The sequence below is a fragment of the uncultured Henriciella sp. genome (genome assembly GCF_964005855.1).
GTDB lineage: Bacteria > Pseudomonadota > Alphaproteobacteria > Caulobacterales > Hyphomonadaceae > Henriciella.
In genome coordinates this window covers 63484-80806 of the sequence record NZ_CAXFSW010000007.1, presented here as the reverse complement: position 1 = coordinate 80806, position 17323 = coordinate 63484, and the positions used below count along the sequence as shown (strand labels likewise).

Genomic DNA, 17323 nt, shown 5'->3' with positions numbered 1-17323 from the left:
AAGAGAGATCGAGCAGTGCCGGAAAGATGACAAGTACAGACAAAAAAGTAGGGTACTTACCTCCAGGTAAGAAACGCGAATACACTGAAGAAACGGCAGCAGCCGGCGTCGAAGAAATTATTCGAATGCTGGAGGGCAAGTGGAAACTTATAATACTGTTCCACCTGTTTGGCGGCCGGCTCCTTCGCTTTTCTGAACTCGAGCGCGCCATTCCGGCGATTTCCCAGAAGATGCTGATCCAGCAACTCCGACAAATGGAGGCTGATGGCATCCTGCGCCGGATCGTTCACCATCAGGTACCGCCCAAGGTGGAATACGGGCTGACCGATTGGGGGCAGTCGCTTTGCCCAGCGCTCGATGCGCTCCTGACATGGGCGGAAAACCGGCCAGAGGTAGACGATGAACCCGCGGACCCAGCAGCGTAGGGCTTGCGACTCTCGCCCGCGCGCGTAGAACCCGCGCCATAACACGCGAAGAGGCCCGAAATGATTGAACGCTATGCCCGCCCTGAGATGACAGCCATCTGGTCGCCGGAAAGCAAGTACGGCATCTGGCTGGAAATCGAAACGCTGGCGGCCGAAGCGATGGAGAGCCTCGGTCAGATTCCGGAAGGCACCTCCAGAGCCGTTCGTGAGAAGGCCAGTTTCGAGGTTGCCCGTATCGATGAGATCGAGGCTGAGGTGAAGCATGACGTCATCGCCTTCCTCACCAATGTGGCCGAACATGTCGGAGAGCCCGCCCGCTTCCTGCACAAGGGCATGACCTCCTCCGACGTTCTCGACACCTGCCTCAATGTGCAGCTGGTGCGCGCCGCAGACCTCCTGCTTGTCGGCATGGACCGCGTTCTGGCGGCGCTGGAGAAGCGCGCCGAAGAACACAAATACACGCCAAAAATCGGCCGCAGCCACGGCATCCACGCCGAACCGACGACGTTTGGTGTGACGCTCGCCACTTTCTACGCCGAATTCGCGCGTGGACGTGAACGCCTCGTGGCGGCCCGCAAGGAGGTCGCAACCTGCGCCATCTCTGGCGCTGTCGGCACATTTGCCAATATCGATCCGCGTGTGGAGGAATATGTTGCCGACAAGCTCGGCATGGAAGCAGAACCTGTCTCGACGCAGGTCATTCCGCGTGACCGCCATGCCATGTTCTTTGCCACCCTCGGCGTGATCGCCTCTTCGGTGGAGCGTCTCGCGACAGAGATCCGGCACCTCCAGCGCACCGAAGTTCTGGAAGCCGAGGAGTTCTTCTCCAAGGGCCAGAAGGGCAGCTCCGCCATGCCGCACAAGCGCAACCCGGTGCTGACGGAAAACCTGACCGGCCTTGCGCGTCTCATCCGCTCGGCTGTGACCCCGGCCCTCGAGAATGTCGCCCTCTGGCATGAGCGCGACATCTCCCACTCTTCGGTCGAGCGCGGCATCGGCCCGGATGCGACCATCCATATGGATTTCGCCCTGCACCGCCTGGCGGGCGTGGTTGAGAATCTGCTCATCTATCCTGACCGGATGATGCTAAACATGGAGCGTATGGGCGGGCTACATAACTCACAGCGCGTGCTTCTGGCGCTCGTCGAGGCCGGTGTCAGCCGTGAGGATTCCTATCGCCTCGTCCAGCGCAATGCGATGAAGACGTGGGCAGGCGAAGGCGCTTTCCTCGATCATCTGAAGGCCGACAGCGAAGTGACCGGCAAGCTGACCGATGAGCAGCTGGAATCGCTTTTCGACCTCGACTACCACTTCAAGCGGGTCGACCTCATTTTCGATCGCGTCTTCGGCTAGACATCTGACAGGTGCTCCAAAGCAAAAAGCCCTCATCCATCGATGAGGGCTTTTCTTTTGGCTGCGGCGCGAAAGGCGGCTTAGGTTTTCTGCGTCTCCGTCTGGCTATCCGGGCGCTCATTCAGCGTCCAGGCTTCGCGGCTGATCTCAAGGTCGGAGAACCTGTCGACATCGAAGACCGGGACTTTCACGCCGGCTTTCCGCTGGTCGTCGAAATCCCGCATGACCCGGAGGCCGATCGGGAACAGAAGCGCCACGGCCAGAAGGTTCACGAGCGCGAGCAGACCCATTGTCAGATCACTGAAGCTCAGCACATCGGACAGCTCAACCGTGGCCCCAAACAGAACGAAACCGATCACGATGAGCCGGTAGATCAGGATCGAGAACTTGTTGTCGGGGATGTAATAGTCGACCGCATTCTCACCGAGATAGTAGGAATACATGATCGAGGAGAAGGCGAAGAGGAAGAGCGCAAAAGCGATGAAATACTCTGCCCAGTTGCCGACATGATCGGCCAGGGCGAGCTGGGTCAGCACACCCTGGGTGGCATCATCGACACCGATATAGCTCTGCGCGGACAGGATGATGATGAGCGCGGTCACCGTGCACATGATGATCGTATCGATGAAAACCGAAAGCGATTGCACCATGCCCTGCTGGGCCGGGTGTTCCACATAAGCGGCAGCCGCAACGTTGGGCGCAGAGCCAAGGCCCGCCTCATTGGAGAAAAGCCCCCGGTTGACGCCCATCATGATCGCTCCGCCAATACCGCCTGCGAAGGCTTCGTTCAGGCCGAAGGCGCTGGTGACGATGGTGGAGAGCGCTTCGGGGATCTGCGGCAGGTGGGTGACCAGCACATAGACGCCAAGGAGGGCATAGAAAATTGCCATGATCGGAACGATGATCTCTGCCACGCTCGCAATACGGCGCACACCGCCGAAGATCACGAAGCTGACCAGAATGGCAAGCGCGATGCCCGACCACATGCGCGGGGCCCCAAAGGCCGAATCGATCGAACTGGTTGTCGCGAAGCTCTGGAAACAGATGAAGGCAAAGCCGAAGGTGATGAGGAGCAGGAGCGAATAGACGAAACCGAGGACCGGCGCACCCTTGCCGAGTTTCTTGCCCAGACCGTGCTTGATGTAATAGGCGGGCCCACCGCGAAAGTCGCCATTTGGCTCTTTCTGCTTGTAGACCTGCGCGAGCGTACATTCGAAATAGCTGGTCGCCATGCCGACAAGCCCCACGACCCACATCCAGAAGATCGACCCGGCACCGCCGAGCGCCAACGCCGCAGCTACACCGGCGATATTGCCGCCGCCGACCCGGCCTGCCACAGACAGGGCAAGGGCCTGGAAAGATGACGGCTGATCCGTTTCGTGCTGGAACCCTTGTCCAAGCACGGAGAACATCGACCCGAACAGTCTGAACTGGACACCCCTGGACCAGATTGTGAAGACAAGTCCAAGTGGAATGAGAATGGCAATAAGTAGCTTGCCGCCGATAATGTCGTTGAGAAAATCCAGCATGTCGCCCTTGTCTGTTTTGTTACGTGCCGTTCATAGACAGCTGCGGCGCGGGATACAAACTGCCAGTCCACTCCATTTCGCGATTGCGTTGCTTTTGGTGCCGGTCTGGCCAGCTTCCGCCCAGCCGCCGGTCAAGCTGGTCAATCTCACGGCGGACTGGTGCGTCTCCTGCCGCGTCTTCGAACCAAAGCTCAGCCGCGCCCTGGAAAGCGTGACGAATGAGGATGTGGAACTGGTCACGATAGATCTGACGCATCTGAGATCGGGCGATGAGAGCCGCCAGGCCACCATTGATGCCTCAAAGGCCCTTCTGCGCATGCACCATGCCGAATATATCTGGGACTGGTATGGCGGCTATACGGGCATGGCGGTCCTGATCGCCGCCGATACGGGCGAACCGATCAGCTGTGTCGACAGCCGGCACACGATCGAGATGATCGAGGCCCGGCTTCAGCTGTCCGGCATTCTGGCCCGGCGCGCGGCCCCGGGGCGCAGGCGTCCCGACGGGGCCGACTGCCCGGCGCCGCTGCGCTGATTTTGCAACGCCTTCAGGCTGTGCGCATTCAGCTTATTCATAGAGCCTTCACCCTGCCGCAATTACACGCATGATGCGCGACGCACCGCGACACCCAGCCCAGGAGAGAGACCGCATTGGCAGGCAAGACGTCTTTCGGATCACCTGAAGACCGCCCGCCAACCCATGGCGGCAACCGGCGCCCTAAGCGCGCCTCGCGCGGCTTTCTGAAGGGCCGCCCCATCCTGTTATGGAGCCTTGTCATTGTCGGCGGGCTCGCCCTTATCGCGGCAATTGCGGTCTGGCTTTATGTGCAGAGCCTCTATCGCGGCATGCCAGGCCTGCCGACGACCGAACAGCTCTGGGCCAAGGGCCGCGAGCAGGCGATTGAATTTGTTGACCGTGACGGCGACACGATTGCGATCCGGGGCCCGCGCTATGGCCGCGCGGTACGGGTTGAGGAACTGCCGCCGCATGTCGCACAGGCCTTCATCGCCGCAGAGGACAAGCGCTTCTATGAGCATGACGGCGCCGATACGCAGGCCATTATCCGGGCAGCCTGGGCAAACTTCACGTCTGGCGAGACAGTCTCCGGCGCCTCCACCATCACACAGCAGCTCATCAAGAACCTTGTCCTGACGCCTGAACAGACCCTGCGCCGCAAGGCCCAGGAAGTTCGCCTCGCCCGGCAGCTGGAAGAGCGCCTCTCCAAGGATGAGATTCTCGAGCTTTATCTCAACCGGATCTATTTCGGTGCAGGTTTCTACGGTCTTGGCGCGGCCTCCCGCTTCTATTTCGGCAAGCCACCCGAAGAGCTCACGGTCGGCGAGGCCTCGCTTCTGGCGACCCTGCCCCAGGCGCCCTCACGTCTGGCGCTGACCAATAATCTCGATGACGCAAAACAGCGTCAGGCCTATGTGCTGCGTGAAATGGTGAATGCTGGCTTCATCTCGCAGCGCCAGGCGGCCGCCGCCGCTGCAGAGGAAGTCGAGCTTGCCGAACCACCTGCGCGCGATCCGCAATTTGGTTACGCGCTGGACGCCGCGACCGAACGCGTCAACGAAATCCTGCCCAGCCTGCCCGGGGATCTCGTTGTCACGCTGACCATCGATGCGGACGTTCAGCAACGCGTCGATGCCGCTTTCACCAAGCGCATGAAGGAAGAAGGCGCCGCGCAGGATGCCACACAGGCGGCCGGCATTCTCATGGACCCACGCGGGCGCATCCTCGCCATGTATGGGGGCGTCGACTATACCGAGAACCAGTTTAACCGCGCCACCCAGGCGCGCCGCCAGCCAGGCTCTGCCTTCAAGCCTTTTGTCTATGCGACAGCCATCCGTCAGGGCCTCACCCCGTATGACGTCCGCCGTGATCAGCCGGTCACCATCGATGGATGGTCACCGCAGAACTATTCCCGCGTCTATTCCGGCCCGATGACGCTGACTGAGGCGCTTCAGGATTCGATCAATACGATCGCTGCGCAGCTCGGTCAGGAAGTGGGTGAGGAGAATATCATCTCGCTCATCAAGTCCTTCGGCGTAAGCGGCGATTTCGATCCCTTCCCGTCGATTGCCCTTGGCAGCCAGGGGCTCAGCCTTCTCGATCTTGTACGCGCCTATGGCGTCTTCATGACGGGGGGAACGCGGCTTGATCCCTATATCGTCGACAGGATTTCAAATTCGCGCGGCGACGTTCTTTATGAACGCCCAAGCTACGATCCTTCGCGCGTCTATCCCCAGCGCGACGCGGAGACCATGGTCGCCATGATGGAGCGTGTAATCGCAGATGGGACAGGCCGGCGCGCGCGTCTTGAGGGCTGGCAGGTGGCCGGCAAGACAGGCACCAGCCAGGAGTCACGCGATGCCTGGTTTGTGGGCTTTTCGGCGCTTCGTGTCGGCGGCGTCTGGGTCGGCAATGATGACGACACGCCCATGGCGCGGGTGACCGGCGGCGGGCTTCCCGCAACGCTATGGCATGACATGATGGTGATCGCGCATGAGAACCTTGAGCCGGAAGCCCTTGCCGGGGCCGGTTCACTCGTGACCCTGTCGCCGCAGACGCGCCAGCGCATTGCCTTCTACCGCGATGTCGGAAACGCCTTTGCAGGCACCCAGAGCAACTAGCTAGTCGATCCGGAGCGGCGCGAAGCTGGCAGTCTGCGCCATCGACCATTCCCGCGCCAGATGCGTGTCGTCTGCACCGGAGATGAGCGCGCCCGGCTCGATCAGCTTGTAGGCCCGGTGGCCCGGCTCGGCGATGTCTTCTGTCACCCGGTGCATGATGTGTCGGGGGGTAAGTTCGGATGGATGCTCACAGCCCGCCGCGCCGACCACTTCCATGAGGGCACTGATGGTGTTGCGGTGAAAATTATAGACCCGCTCTGCCTTGTCGGGAATGACGAGGCCGCGCTGGCGGCCCTTGTCGGTGGTGGCGATGCCCGTCGGGCAGGTATTGTTGTGGCAGTTGAGCGACTGGATACAGCCGAGCGAAAACATGAAACCACGCGCGGTATTTATCCAGTCCGCGCCCAGCGCCATGGAGGCCGCCATGGAGAAAGCGGAAATCTGCTTGCCGCTGGCCCCCAGTTTTACATGCCGTTTGAGGTCACAGCCGACCAGCGCGTTGCGAACCAGTACCAGACCCTGGCGCAGCGGCGCGCCGATATGATCCATGAATTCGGCCGGAGCAGCACCCGTGCCGCCTTCTGCGCCATCCACCACGATAAAATCGGCATGTATCCCGGTCTCGAGCATGGCCTTGCATATGGCGAGGACTTCCCAGCGATTGCCGACGCAAAGCTTCATGCCCACGGGTTTGCCACCCGATAGCTCCCGCAACTGGGCCACGAACTCCATAAGCCCCTTGGGGGTCGAGAAGGCCGTGTGGGCGGCAGGGGAGAAACAGGTCTGGCCGACCGGGATGCCGCGCGCCTCTGCAATTTCCTCGGTCACCTTGTTGCCGGGCAGGACACCGCCATGGCCGGGCTTGGCGCCCTGGCTGAGCTTGATCTCGATCATCTTGATCTGATCGTCCTGGGCCACGTCGGCAAAGCGGTCCGGATCAAAGCGGCCCTCCTTCGTCCGGCAGCCGAAATAGCCAGACCCCAGCTCCCAGACGAGATCGCCGCCGCCAGCACGGTGGTATCGGGAGACACCGCCCTCTCCCGTGTCGTGATAGAAGCCGCCTTTCGCCGCGCCGCGATTGAGCGCCTCAATCGCATGCGCGCCGAGCGACCCGAAACTCATTGCCGAAATGTTGAGAAGGCTTGCCGAATAGGGGTGGGCCGTTCCCGGCGCGCCAATCTTCACACGCGGATCGGTGCCAGCCGGATGGCGCGCGGCAACAGAATGGGAGAGCCACTCATATGGGGGACGGTCGATATTGAGCTGGCTGCCAAAGGGTTCGACGGAGGTCACATTTTTCGCACGCCGGTACACCATGGCGCGCTCTTCATGATTGAAGGGACGTCCTTCGGTATCGCTCTCGACGATATAAGCCCTGAAAAAGGGCCGTAATTCCTCGGCGATCCAGCGGATGCGGGCTGCTATGGGGAAATTGCGCCAGAGCGTGTGCCGGGTCTGGAAGACATCATAGAGGCCGACGCCCGTCAGCCCGGCCATGAGGATGACCCCCACCCAGAAAAACGAACTTACCATGAGGCAGGCGCTGAACAGCGCCAGCATAAGAATGGAAGAGATGAGCGGCAGGAATCTATACATCAAACAAGGGTCCGTCGGCTGGCCAGTTTTTCCAGATAGCTCGCCCCGCAATGACTTCAATCGACAGTCCAGAGCCCGAAAGCGAGACCGCGCGCAGATCGAAACAGCCTTTGAAGGAACCTCAGCCCGCCCGGCCTGTTTATTCAACAGCTACACCACAGAACGTAAATTCCATGCATGCGTATCCGGACCATTCACAAGTGCATGGATGATGGGCCGGGGCCTTATGGCTCCGGTCCATTCCGTTCGGTTCTTGGGTTTGAGGGCGTGCTTCCCTAGTAGCCGTTCAGCTTTGCATAGCGGTCGCGGTGGAAGCTCGCCGAGCCGAGAAGCGCTTCCTGCACCCGTGCACGCTTCATGTAAAAGCCTGCATCATGATCATCGGTCATGCCGATACCGCCATGCAGCTGGACCGTTTCATTGGACACAAGATGGACGGTCTCGCTGGCACGGGCCTTAGCGAGGCTGGCAAGTTCGGCCAGATCATTGCGCTGTTCATCGACGGCCGCCAGAGCCGCAGCGATACAGGAGGTCGTCAGCTCAAGTTCCGTGAACATCCTTGCCGCGCGGTGCTGCAGAGCCTGGAAGGAGCCGATGAGCTGTCCGAACTGTTTGCGGGTCTGCATGTATTCATGCGTCATCTCAAAGGCCGCCAGCGAGGAGCCGAGCATTTCGGCGGCCAGTGCGATCCGGCCGCGGTCGAGCACGGGCTCCAGAATGTCCATCCCCTTGTCGGCTGCGCCGAGGACGTGAGACTCATCGACATGGACACCGTCCAGGGTGAGATGGGCTGCGCCGTGACTATCAACCGTGTTCAGCGTGTGGACCGTCAGGCCTTTCGCATCGCGCGGCACAAGGAACAAGGTCAGGCCGTGCGCATCGCCGGGTTCACCAAAGGTGCGGGCCACCACGATGAAGACATCGGCATGATGGCCATCCTGAACGTATTTCTTCGCGCCGGTCAGCGTGTAGCCCTGCCCGTCACGTTCGGCTTCGGTGCCGACGCCGGCGGGATTGTGATGGCTGGTCTCGTCCAGCGCGAGCGCGGTGGTCACCTCACCCGAAGCGATCTTTGGCAGCCATTCCTTCTTTTGCGCTTCGGTGCCGCCAAGCAGGATGGCGGATGCGCCGATGCAGGCGGTCTGCAGCAGCGGCGTTGAGGCGAGCGTGCGTCCTTGCGCTTCCATGACCTGGCCGAAGGCGACCATGCTCATCTCCACGCCATCATATTCTTCAGGGATCAGAACGCCGAAAAAGCCGAGCTCAGCCAGCTTCTGGCGGGCTTCCGGGTCGACCCCGTTCTTGCCGCTGTCGCGCAGCTCGCGCAGATGCTTCACCGGAAGCTCGTCGCGGGTAAAATTCACTGCGGTATCGCGCAGCATCTCCTGGTCTTCTGTCAGAACAAAAGTCATTTGAAAATTCCTTCCGGGTGGGTGCGTGGACACCATTCGGGCCACGCCCCGATAAACATGTGGTTCGATCTAGACCTACTGGTGGTCGCGCAGGCCGAGCACGCGCTTGGACACGACGTTGAGATTGATCTCGCTCGTGCCGCCCTCGATCGAGTTGCCTTTCGAGCGCAGCCAGCCGCGGGTCACCATCTTGGCGCCCTTGTCGAAGCCTTCGCCTTCCCAGCCAAGACCCTCAGTGCCGAGTGCCTCGATCATCAGCTCGTGCTTGTCCTGGTTCATCTTGGCAGCCGCGTATTTGATGATCGACGCGGTGTGGCCGACTTCCTGACCGGCTTTGGCCTGTTCCTGGCTGCGGCCAACCGTGAGATTGAACGCCTTGGTGTACATCTGGTGCTCTGCAATCCGCCCGCGCAGGTCGCCGTCGAGCAGCTTGCCATCGCTGTCCGTGCCAACATGGATCTTGGCGTATTCCTCTAGCTCCAGCATGCCGGTCCCGCGCGCCGAGCCGAAGCCGCTGGCGGAGATGGAGGAGCGCTCATGCTGGAGAAGACGCTTGGCGATCTTCCAGCCGCCATTCACTTCGCCGACAAGCTGGTCCTTGGGCACCTTCACGTCGGAGAAGAAGGTCTCACAGAAGGGTGAGGAGCCGGAGATCAGTTTGATCGGGCGGGTCTCAACGCCTTCGCTTTCCATGTCGAACAGGATGAAGCTGATGCCTTCATGCTTCTTGGTATTGTCGGTGCGCACCAGACAGAAGATCCAGTCGGCCTGATCGGCATAGGAGGTCCAGACCTTCTGGCCATTGATGAGGTAATGGTCGCCCTTGTCCTCGCACTTGGTCTGCAGACCGGCCAGGTCAGAGCCCGCGCCCGGCTCGGAATAGCCCTGACACCAGCGCGTCTTGCCCATCACGATATCCGGCAGGAAGCGTTTTTTCTGTTCTTCATTGCCGAACTCCAGAAGCGCCGGACCGAACATCCAGAGCCCGAAGGAGAAAAGCGGGGTGCGCGCATTGATGCGGGCCATTTCCTGCTCGAGGATCTTGGCCTGGTCGCGGTTGAGGCCGGCCCCGCCATATTCCTTGGGCCAGGTCGGGGCAGTGAAGCCCTGCTCGCCCATCCGCTCAAGCCAGACCTTGGAATCCGGGTTCTTGAACTTCTCGCGGCGTCCGCCCCAGACGACTTCGCTTTCCGGCATCGGCGTGCGCATGGACTCCGGACAGTTCTCTTCGAGCCAGCCGCGGATTTTCTCGCGGAAGGCTTCGTTATCGGATGGCGCGTCAAATGGCATGTCTGTAGGCTCCCTCAAGCGGTGCTATCGTTTCTGACAGTCACATTAGCCGTTTGGCAGGGCGCCGTCACGACCCGACGCTGCGACAGGGCACAAGTGACGCAGGTTTTAGCGACGAATGAGGGTACAGAGACCCAGACCGCTTTGCGCAAGTGCTCCCGCCAAGTCTCAGAACCGGCCGAGAAGACTGTGCTCCGGGCCTGTCTGAAAACCGGCAATATTCATGAGATGCACGATCATCAGGAATATCCCCAGCACGCAGAGTACCATGATCATGCCCCAGGGCAGCTTGTTCGGCCGACCGTCCCGGCGCGGCTTGCCGAGGCGCGCATTGGCGTACACCATAACCGCCACAAATATGGCGATCAGAACAGTCGGGAGAATCCACTCGGGCATCGAACCTGCCTTGTTACGCTGAGGGCATATGGGGCGTCTTGGCCCAGTAGGAAGGCCTGAGCGCAAGCCCCACCACCGCCTTGGCTGCCGCTGCTGTCAGGAGCAGCCAATAGAAGGGCCGGGTCGCAACCGCAATGATCCGCGACACGCTCCACCCCGCAGGGGCGAGGCAGTCGGCCACTATGCAGCCGGTCCATCCGGCTACGAAAAGTCCAAGGTCCACCGGCGTATAATCGAAAATCTGAGGAAAAAGCGTGCCGAGAATGATCATCAATACCATGGGTCCATAGAGGCATGCACTGAGAATGGCGCCGCCGAGCGTCAGCTGCAGGCTGAGCCAGCGCAGCGGCCCCAATTCGAAAAACAGGCTGACCGGCGCGCGCATACAGACCAGCCAGGTCTGGGCGAACCCCTTGATCCAGCGGCTTCGCTGATTGATCCAGATCGACAGCGTTTCAGGCGCGCTTTCAAGCGTCGGGGCGTTGATGGTCTCGGTCCGCCCGCCGAGGCGCGCGATCCGGATGCCGAGGTCAGCATCCTCTGTCACATTCCATGCGTCCCAGCCGCCAAAGGCAATAAGGTCTGCGCGCCTGAAATGATTGCTGGTACCACCCAGCATCACGGGCAGACGAAGACTGGCCAGAGCTGGCACATGAAGGGAAAACTGGACCGCATATTCAAGCGCCCACTGTGCCGGTAGCCAGCCGCTCGCGCCATTCATGGCAACGAGCGGCGCCTGGACACATTTCACGCCCTCGCCGCCTTCCAGGAATTTGACATAGGCCTCACGAAACTGGGCGGGGTCCGGCCGGTCCTCTGCATCGAGCACGGTCACATATTCTCCCCGCGCAACAGCCAGCCCGTAATTGAGGGCGCGCGGCTTGGTGAGCGGCTCGCCCTCGGGGACGAGAATACACTGTGTGCCTGGCGGAAAATCAGCCGCCAGCGCGGCTTCATACGTAGCGGTATCGTCGTCCTCAATCAGGAGCAGGATATCGAGCTTATCGGCCGGCCAGTCGATCGCGGACACATTCGCGGCCAGCTGTGCCATCATGTTCTGCTCATGGCGAAGGGCAATGAGGACCGAATAGACCGGCAGATCGCGTTCCTTTATGGCCGCAGCCTTGGTGGCGCGGGCAAACAGGACACGCTTAAGGATACCCACAATGGTAAGCGTGAGGCGCCAGATGACGGTCAGCGAGAAAAATAGCCAGAAAACGATGATGGCGAGAATACCGAGTATGGCGGGCGCCAGGACGAATGCGATGGCTGCTGCCGCAATCAGACCCCCCAGCACTTCCCACTGCCCGCGGCTCAGCCGATCCTTTGCGCTGAGATTAGGCGGCAGCGCCTCGGACCTTGAGAGCGCCTGCAGCAGCAAAGGCGCGCGCGGCGGCGCGTTAAACGCTGCCGCGTCCAGCCGGATGACATTTTTATGCGAATGAACAGCGCCCATGCGCGCTGCCAAGCAAGTCCCGGGCCTAATTAAAGGTTGTTACCGCTCAATCGCCAAGAAAGACCGCCAGGGCGTGGCCACTCTGCCAGGCCGCCTCGACGCGCGGGGCGATACGCCAGTCGCCTATGACGCCGATCCGGCTCTGGTCATCCCAGCCAAAGGGCGAGCCTGCCGCTGTCTCGGTCCTGGCATAGAGCCAGCGATGTGCTGAAGCGAAAACGGGTTGCGGCGCGCCCGTCATCTCACCGAACAGTCCTGCAAGCGTCGCGGCGACATCTTCGTTGTCCATATCGAGATTTGCGCGCGTCCAGGCCGGCGAGGCATGAAGGACAAACGTCTCCCCCTTATCCCGGCCCGGTTTTGAGGAATTTCGCACAGCCAGCGAGATGGGCGCCCCCTCGATCTCTGCGACGTCCCAGCCGAGGCTCACCCGTTGCTCGAAAGCCAGCATCGCAGCCAAGCACGGCGCAGTCACAACCTCGCTAGCCTCTTTCGCAAGCGCCGGGCTGTGCACCGCCAGAAGCGTTCCAGCCTGCTCGGCAGGGACCGCGAGAATCACGGCGTCGAATGGGCCCGCGAGGTCACCGCCTTCAAACTGGATGTAATTGCCCCCGGGGCGCCGCTCCAGCTGCGTGGCACGCATATTCCAGCCAATCTCATGGCCTTCAGCCATCGCCTTGACCAGGGCGTTCATGGCCGGGCTGCCTACATACCACTGGTCCGCGGGATCGGCCTCAATCGTATCCGCGCGCCAGTCCCCCGCCTGCTTTGAAAGCCGTGCACGCCGAGGTGTCCAGCTCGCCACGTAACCCTGCACCTCAAAATCCTGGATAAGCGCACGAAACCCGTCATCGCGGGCGGTGAAGAACTGGGCCCCATGATCGAAGCGCAGCTCCCCCACCGGGGTCTGCGCCCGGCGGGTAGAAAGCCGCCCGCCTGCGCCCCTGCCCTTGTCAAACAACCGGACCTGATGGCCGGCCTGCTTCAGCTCCTGCGCCGCGCTGAGGCCGGCCACCCCTGCGCCGATGATCGCAATCTTCATTCCTGCTTCTCCTGTTCAGATACAGAGCTAGTTTCGCTGTCAGGAAGGCAAGCATCATGGTCCACGCGAAACGCTCCTCAAACAAAACGGTACGCAAACGCGACCTGCCGCAGAAGATGTGTCCGGTCTGCCAGCGGCCGTTCTCATGGCGCAAGAAGTGGGAATCGGTCTGGGAGGAGGTCGTCTATTGCTCAAGAGCCTGCCGTCAGAAGGGGCGCTCTTAGCTTCTCTTCAAATTTTATCGAAAAACGATGATATTTAAGACCCTGATTTATATAGGTTTGTAGAAATTGTGCATTGTTTTTCGATAATCACATATTGAAAAACAATAATTTCGTTGCTAGATCAATCTCGTCGGCGGCACAGAGACAAACCAGCCCCGGCAGATAACCAGCCAACCGGCACTTCAAGACCGGAACTTGCAACGAAGGAGTAATATCAGATGCAACCGCTCGCCTCCCAGACCCACCAACCCCGTCTGGACCAGACCTCGATGACCGCTGCCATGCCAGCCATCGAGAGCGCCACCGGACACGTGTCCGGCAAGGCGGCCAACGACAATACCGGCCACTGGAAGCCAACGCTTCTGGTCCAGCGCCGCCGCCGCATCAACCGGCGTATCGGTCGCACCTGGTAAGGATCAGGCGTTCCCGGCGGGGCACTCTCGTCGCACCCCAGACCCGCCTGGGAGCCCTGAAACGAACCGCCCTGCCCCGCCCGGCAGGGCGGTTTTCGCGTTCAGGAGAGGAGCGCCTTGCGCCTTACCCAGCCTGTCATGCGGAAATGCACCGGAATGAAGGTCTCGTCCTCATCGGACTCAAACAGAACAGCCGTACCCGTGGGCAGCTTCTCTTCAAGCTTGCGGGCCACTCTTGGATCACTCGCGCCTGACTTTCGCATGATCGCAACGGCGAGGTCATGAAGGCCAGGATTGTGGCCGATCACGATGAGGGTTGAACACGCGTTCGCCGCTTGTGCGACAAGGTCTGTGAGGGTGGGAACACTGGCGAGATAGAGACTGTCAGACAGCTTTACATCGCACGCTGGAAACACCTCATGGACATGGCGCCAGGTTTCACGGGTGCGCCGCGCGGTCGAGACCAGTGCATGATCCGGCGCCCATCCAATGGCATCAAGTTGAGCAGCTACGGTCTCTGCATCCTGATGGCCGCGCTCGACGAGTTTGCGGTCGCGGTCCGACAGGCCCTCATGCCAGATTTCCGTCTTGGCGTGCCGCAGAAGGATCAGACGTCTCATGCGAGCTGGCCGGCCCCGGCAGCCTTAGTAAAATTAAAGACCGAAATCAGCACCCGAAACTTGTCCTCTCGCCCGCCAGAGCCAATGTGAGTTCGCGAAGATATAGCAATCAACGGAGAATGCCATGAGCCTTCTGCTAGGTGATACCGCACCGGATTTCGAGGCCGAAACAACTGAAGGCAAGATCAGCTTTCACGACTGGATCGGCGATGACTGGGTTGTCTTTCTCTCCCACCCTGCAGACTTCACCCCCGTCTGCACCACAGAGATCGGCTACACGGCGAAACTCAAGGACAAGCTGGCCGAGCGCGGCGCCAAGGCGATCGTGATTTCTGCCGACAGCCTTGAGGACCACAAGAACTGGATCAAGGATGTCGAGGAAACACAGGGCGCCAAGGTGGAATTTCCGCTGATCGCCGACCCTGACCGCAAGGTCGCGACCCTCTACAACATGATCCATCCCAATGCCGATGCGAAAGTGACTGTGCGGGCCGTCTATGTGATCGACCCGAACAAGAAGATCCGCGCCTCGATCATCTATCCGCCGAGCGCCGGGCGCAATTTCGATGAGATCCTGCGCCTGATCGACAGCCTGCAACTGACCGATGGCTACAAGGTGGCGACACCTGTGAACTGGCAGGTCGGTGAGGATGTCATCATCGTGCCGAGCGTCTCCGATGAGGACGCCGACAAGATGTTTCCGAAGGGCTACAAGACGATCAAGCCTTATCTGCGCACCACGCCGCAGCCGGATAAATAAACACCCTGCGCAAGCAAAAAGAAAAGCCGCTCCGGAAAACCGGGGCGGCTTTTTTCTGTCTGACCCTCTCGCCTAACGGCTGAACATGCGGATCAGCTTCTGGCTGGGGGTGAGGGAGCGGCGCTTGAGGCCAAGCTTGCGGCGCAGATTTTGCGGCGCCCCATAAACCGCTTTCAGCCTTTTCAGGCGTTTGAGCGTCTGGGTCGAGCGGCTGGAATTCAGTTTCCCGGCGATGGTGAACCTCCTTCGATTTTTCTACACCTTATCACAGATGCGGGCCCTTTCGAAGACAACCGGCGAGATGACAGAAAAACGTCACGCCATAGACGCAAATCTGTTGAGGACTCGCATCATAGACGAATCATGCCCGCGCTCCCTCATGTTCAGTCGCTGTCCCGGCCCGGCGGCCGCACGCCGAACGACGACCGCGCAAATGGGGCCGCGGGGACCTCAAGCGGGCATGCATGGGTCATCGATGGCGCCACGGGCGTGGGCGAGACAAACTATATCAGCGGCGCGGGCAGCGATGCGGCCTGGCTCGCGGCACGGCTGGATGAACTGTTCGCGCAGCTGCCGCAGACGACTGAACCGCTGCGGGTTGCCATGCGCCGGATCATAGGGCGCGTACGCGACGACTATCTCGTCGAAACCGCGCGCCTGTCGGTCCCCGACTATGCCATTCCCTCCGCCGCCGCGCTCTATTGCGGCTGGGAGCAGAGCGGCCACCGCCTGCACCTTCGGTTCTCAGGTCTGGGCGATTGCACCGCCATTGTCCGCGAATCGAGCGGCCTGCTGCACATTGTCGGCGATCTCGCCGATGGTGGGTCGGATGCGGCGGCGCTGCAAGATTTCGAGGCCTTTCGCGGCGATACAAGTGAAAGCGCCCGCGAGGCACTGCGCAGTTATCTACGTGAGCGGCGCGCCAGAATGAACCGGCCGGATGGCTACTGGATTTTTTCCATCATGCCCGAAGCGGCTAGCCACTTGAATGAGCAGACGCTCTGCCTGCGCAGCCCGGCTATCATGATCATGATGACGGACGGGTTCGCCCGCCTCATCGACCATTTCCACGCCTATACGCCGGAAACGCTTCTCGATGCGGCCATGAGCGGCGGGCTGGAGCCGCTTTACGAGGAGCTTCGCGCCCTTGAGGCGGCCGACCCCGATTGCAGGGCCGCGCCGCGCGTCAAGTCAGAGGACGATGCAAGCGCCGTCCTGGTGCGTCTGGAAGCCGATAGCTAGCTAGGCCGGCATCGTGATCTTGCCATGCACCAGGTCCGAATAGTCGGTCACGAGCGCTTCGGTCACATTCCCCGGCGTGTAGGACGCCTCACCAATGGAGCGGACGGGCGTGATTTCTGCCGCCGTGCCCGTGATGAAGCATTCGGAGAACGTCGAAAGCTCCTCAGGCATGATGGTGCGCTCGACAATCTCGATCTGGCGCGCCTTGGCGAGCTTGATCGCCGTCTGCCGGGTGATCCCGTTCAGGAAGCAGTCCGGGGTCGGCGTATGCAGGGCGCCGTCGCGCAGGAAGAAGATGTTGGCGCCGGTCGCCTCGGCCACATGACCGCGCCAGTCCAGCATCAGAGCATCGGCAAAGCCATCCTTTTCTGCCGCATGCTTGGACAGCGTGCAGATCATGTAGAGGCCCGCAGCCTTCGCCTCGCAAGGGGCGGTGGCCGGATCGGGGCGGCGCCACTGGGCATGCGTCATCGCGATGCCCTTCATCTTGTCGGCAAAATAGTCGCCCCAGTGCCAGACGGCGATGGCGACATGGATCTTGTTGTTCTGCGCCGAGACACCCATCATTTCCGACCCGCGCCAGGCGAAGGCGCGCACATAGGCATTCTCGAGACCCGATTTCGCCAGCGTTTCCTGCTTGGCCTTCTCGATCTCATCGACCGTGTAGGGCAGCTCGAAACCGAGAATGCGGGCAGAGCGGGCAAGACGTTCAGAATGCTTGCGCGATTCGAAGATATGCCCGCCATAGGCGCGCTCGCCCTCAAAGACAGAGGACGCATAATGAAGGCCGTGCGTCAGGACGTGAATCGTGGTTTCACGCCAAGGTACGAACTTGCCATCCATCCAGATGTATCCATCTCGATCATGATACGGTGTGGATGCGTCGGCCATTATTTCTCGTCCTTGCTTGAACTCTTACCGGAAAACC

The 17323-nt window shown here is 60.9% G+C and carries 17 protein-coding genes; 8 read left to right on the top strand and 9 right to left on the bottom strand.

The window, feature by feature from the left end; genetic code table 11:
* Window positions 1-26 precede the first annotated feature (26 nt).
* Window positions 27-425 (top strand): helix-turn-helix domain-containing protein, encoded by a 399-nt coding sequence (locus ABNU55_RS10125; RefSeq protein WP_290752590.1) that lies wholly within the window; start codon window positions 27-29, stop codon window positions 423-425.
* Between the two features lie 60 nt (window positions 426-485).
* Entirely contained in the window at window positions 486-1778 is a 1293-nt protein-coding gene (gene purB / locus ABNU55_RS10120) for an adenylosuccinate lyase (RefSeq protein ID WP_290752588.1), read from the top strand.
* A gap of 80 nt (window positions 1779-1858) precedes the next feature.
* Here the strand turns inward: purB and ABNU55_RS10115 are convergent, their stop codons facing one another.
* Window positions 1859-3307 carry an alanine/glycine:cation symporter family protein gene (locus tag ABNU55_RS10115; RefSeq protein ID WP_290752586.1) on the bottom strand — a complete coding sequence of 483 codons (1449 nt, stop codon included), beginning with the start codon at window positions 3305-3307 and terminating at the stop codon, window positions 1859-1861.
* Window positions 3308-3404: 97 nt separating this feature from the next.
* Here ABNU55_RS10115 and ABNU55_RS10110 point away from each other — a divergent pair, with 97 nt between their 5' ends.
* A complete protein-coding gene (locus ABNU55_RS10110; protein ID WP_290752584.1) occupies window positions 3405-3842 on the top strand; it encodes a thioredoxin domain-containing protein in 438 nt (145 codons plus the stop codon).
* 116 nt (window positions 3843-3958) lie between these two features.
* Window positions 3959-5944 carry a PBP1A family penicillin-binding protein gene (locus ABNU55_RS10105; protein WP_290752582.1) on the top strand — a complete coding sequence of 662 codons (1986 nt, stop codon included), beginning with the start codon at window positions 3959-3961 and terminating at the stop codon, window positions 5942-5944.
* Here the strand turns inward: ABNU55_RS10105 and ABNU55_RS10100 are convergent, their stop codons facing one another.
* The 6 genes from ABNU55_RS10100 to ABNU55_RS10075 all read right to left on the bottom strand — a co-directional run bounded on the left by ABNU55_RS10100 (window position 5945) and on the right by ABNU55_RS10075 (window position 13136).
* Window positions 5945-7540 carry an FMN-binding glutamate synthase family protein gene (locus ABNU55_RS10100; protein ID WP_290752579.1) on the bottom strand — a complete coding sequence of 532 codons (1596 nt, stop codon included), beginning with the start codon at window positions 7538-7540 and terminating at the stop codon, window positions 5945-5947.
* Between the two features lie 275 nt (window positions 7541-7815).
* Window positions 7816-8952, bottom strand: a complete 1137-nt coding sequence (locus tag ABNU55_RS10095) for an acyl-CoA dehydrogenase family protein (protein ID WP_290752576.1) — start codon at window positions 8950-8952, stop codon at window positions 7816-7818.
* Window positions 8953-9027: 75 nt separating this feature from the next.
* A complete protein-coding gene (locus ABNU55_RS10090) occupies window positions 9028-10242 on the bottom strand; it encodes an acyl-CoA dehydrogenase family protein (RefSeq protein WP_290752573.1) in 1215 nt (404 codons plus the stop codon).
* A gap of 168 nt (window positions 10243-10410) precedes the next feature.
* Complete coding sequence (locus ABNU55_RS10085; protein WP_290752570.1) at window positions 10411-10638, bottom strand: hypothetical protein; 228 nt, start codon at window positions 10636-10638, stop codon at window positions 10411-10413.
* Between the two features lie 13 nt (window positions 10639-10651).
* Window positions 10652-12094 carry a glycosyltransferase gene (locus ABNU55_RS10080; protein ID WP_290752569.1) on the bottom strand — a complete coding sequence of 481 codons (1443 nt, stop codon included), beginning with the start codon at window positions 12092-12094 and terminating at the stop codon, window positions 10652-10654.
* A 46-nt stretch (window positions 12095-12140) separates the two neighbouring features.
* Entirely contained in the window at window positions 12141-13136 is a 996-nt protein-coding gene (locus ABNU55_RS10075; protein ID WP_290752567.1) for an FAD-dependent oxidoreductase, read from the bottom strand.
* Between the two features lie 56 nt (window positions 13137-13192).
* On the opposite strand from ABNU55_RS10075, the gene ABNU55_RS10070 reads away from it, so the two are divergent.
* Both ABNU55_RS10070 and ABNU55_RS10065 read left to right on the top strand, forming a co-directional pair.
* Window positions 13193-13360: a DUF2256 domain-containing protein gene (locus ABNU55_RS10070; RefSeq protein ID WP_290752564.1), complete on the top strand. Its 168-nt coding sequence runs from the start codon at window positions 13193-13195 to the stop codon at window positions 13358-13360.
* 218 nt (window positions 13361-13578) lie between these two features.
* Window positions 13579-13773 carry a hypothetical protein gene (locus tag ABNU55_RS10065; RefSeq protein ID WP_290752561.1) on the top strand — a complete coding sequence of 65 codons (195 nt, stop codon included), beginning with the start codon at window positions 13579-13581 and terminating at the stop codon, window positions 13771-13773.
* Window positions 13774-13874: 101 nt separating this feature from the next.
* Here ABNU55_RS10065 and ABNU55_RS10060 read toward each other — a convergent pair whose 3' ends face one another.
* Window positions 13875-14393, bottom strand: a complete 519-nt coding sequence (locus ABNU55_RS10060) for a histidine phosphatase family protein (protein WP_290752557.1) — start codon at window positions 14391-14393, stop codon at window positions 13875-13877.
* A gap of 124 nt (window positions 14394-14517) precedes the next feature.
* On the opposite strand from ABNU55_RS10060, the gene ABNU55_RS10055 reads away from it, so the two are divergent.
* The gene (locus ABNU55_RS10055) at window positions 14518-15153 is read left to right on the top strand and encodes a peroxiredoxin (RefSeq protein ID WP_290752554.1); all 636 of its coding nucleotides are present in this window, start codon (window positions 14518-14520) and stop codon (window positions 15151-15153) included.
* 363 nt (window positions 15154-15516) lie between these two features.
* Window positions 15517-16395, top strand: a complete 879-nt coding sequence (locus ABNU55_RS10050; RefSeq protein ID WP_290752553.1) for a protein phosphatase 2C domain-containing protein — start codon at window positions 15517-15519, stop codon at window positions 16393-16395.
* On the opposite strand, the gene ABNU55_RS10045 is transcribed toward ABNU55_RS10050, so the two are convergent.
* The gene (locus ABNU55_RS10045; protein WP_290752551.1) at window positions 16396-17286 is read right to left on the bottom strand and encodes a branched-chain amino acid aminotransferase; all 891 of its coding nucleotides are present in this window, start codon (window positions 17284-17286) and stop codon (window positions 16396-16398) included. It lies immediately after the preceding gene.
* Window positions 17287-17323: the final 37 nt, after the last annotated feature.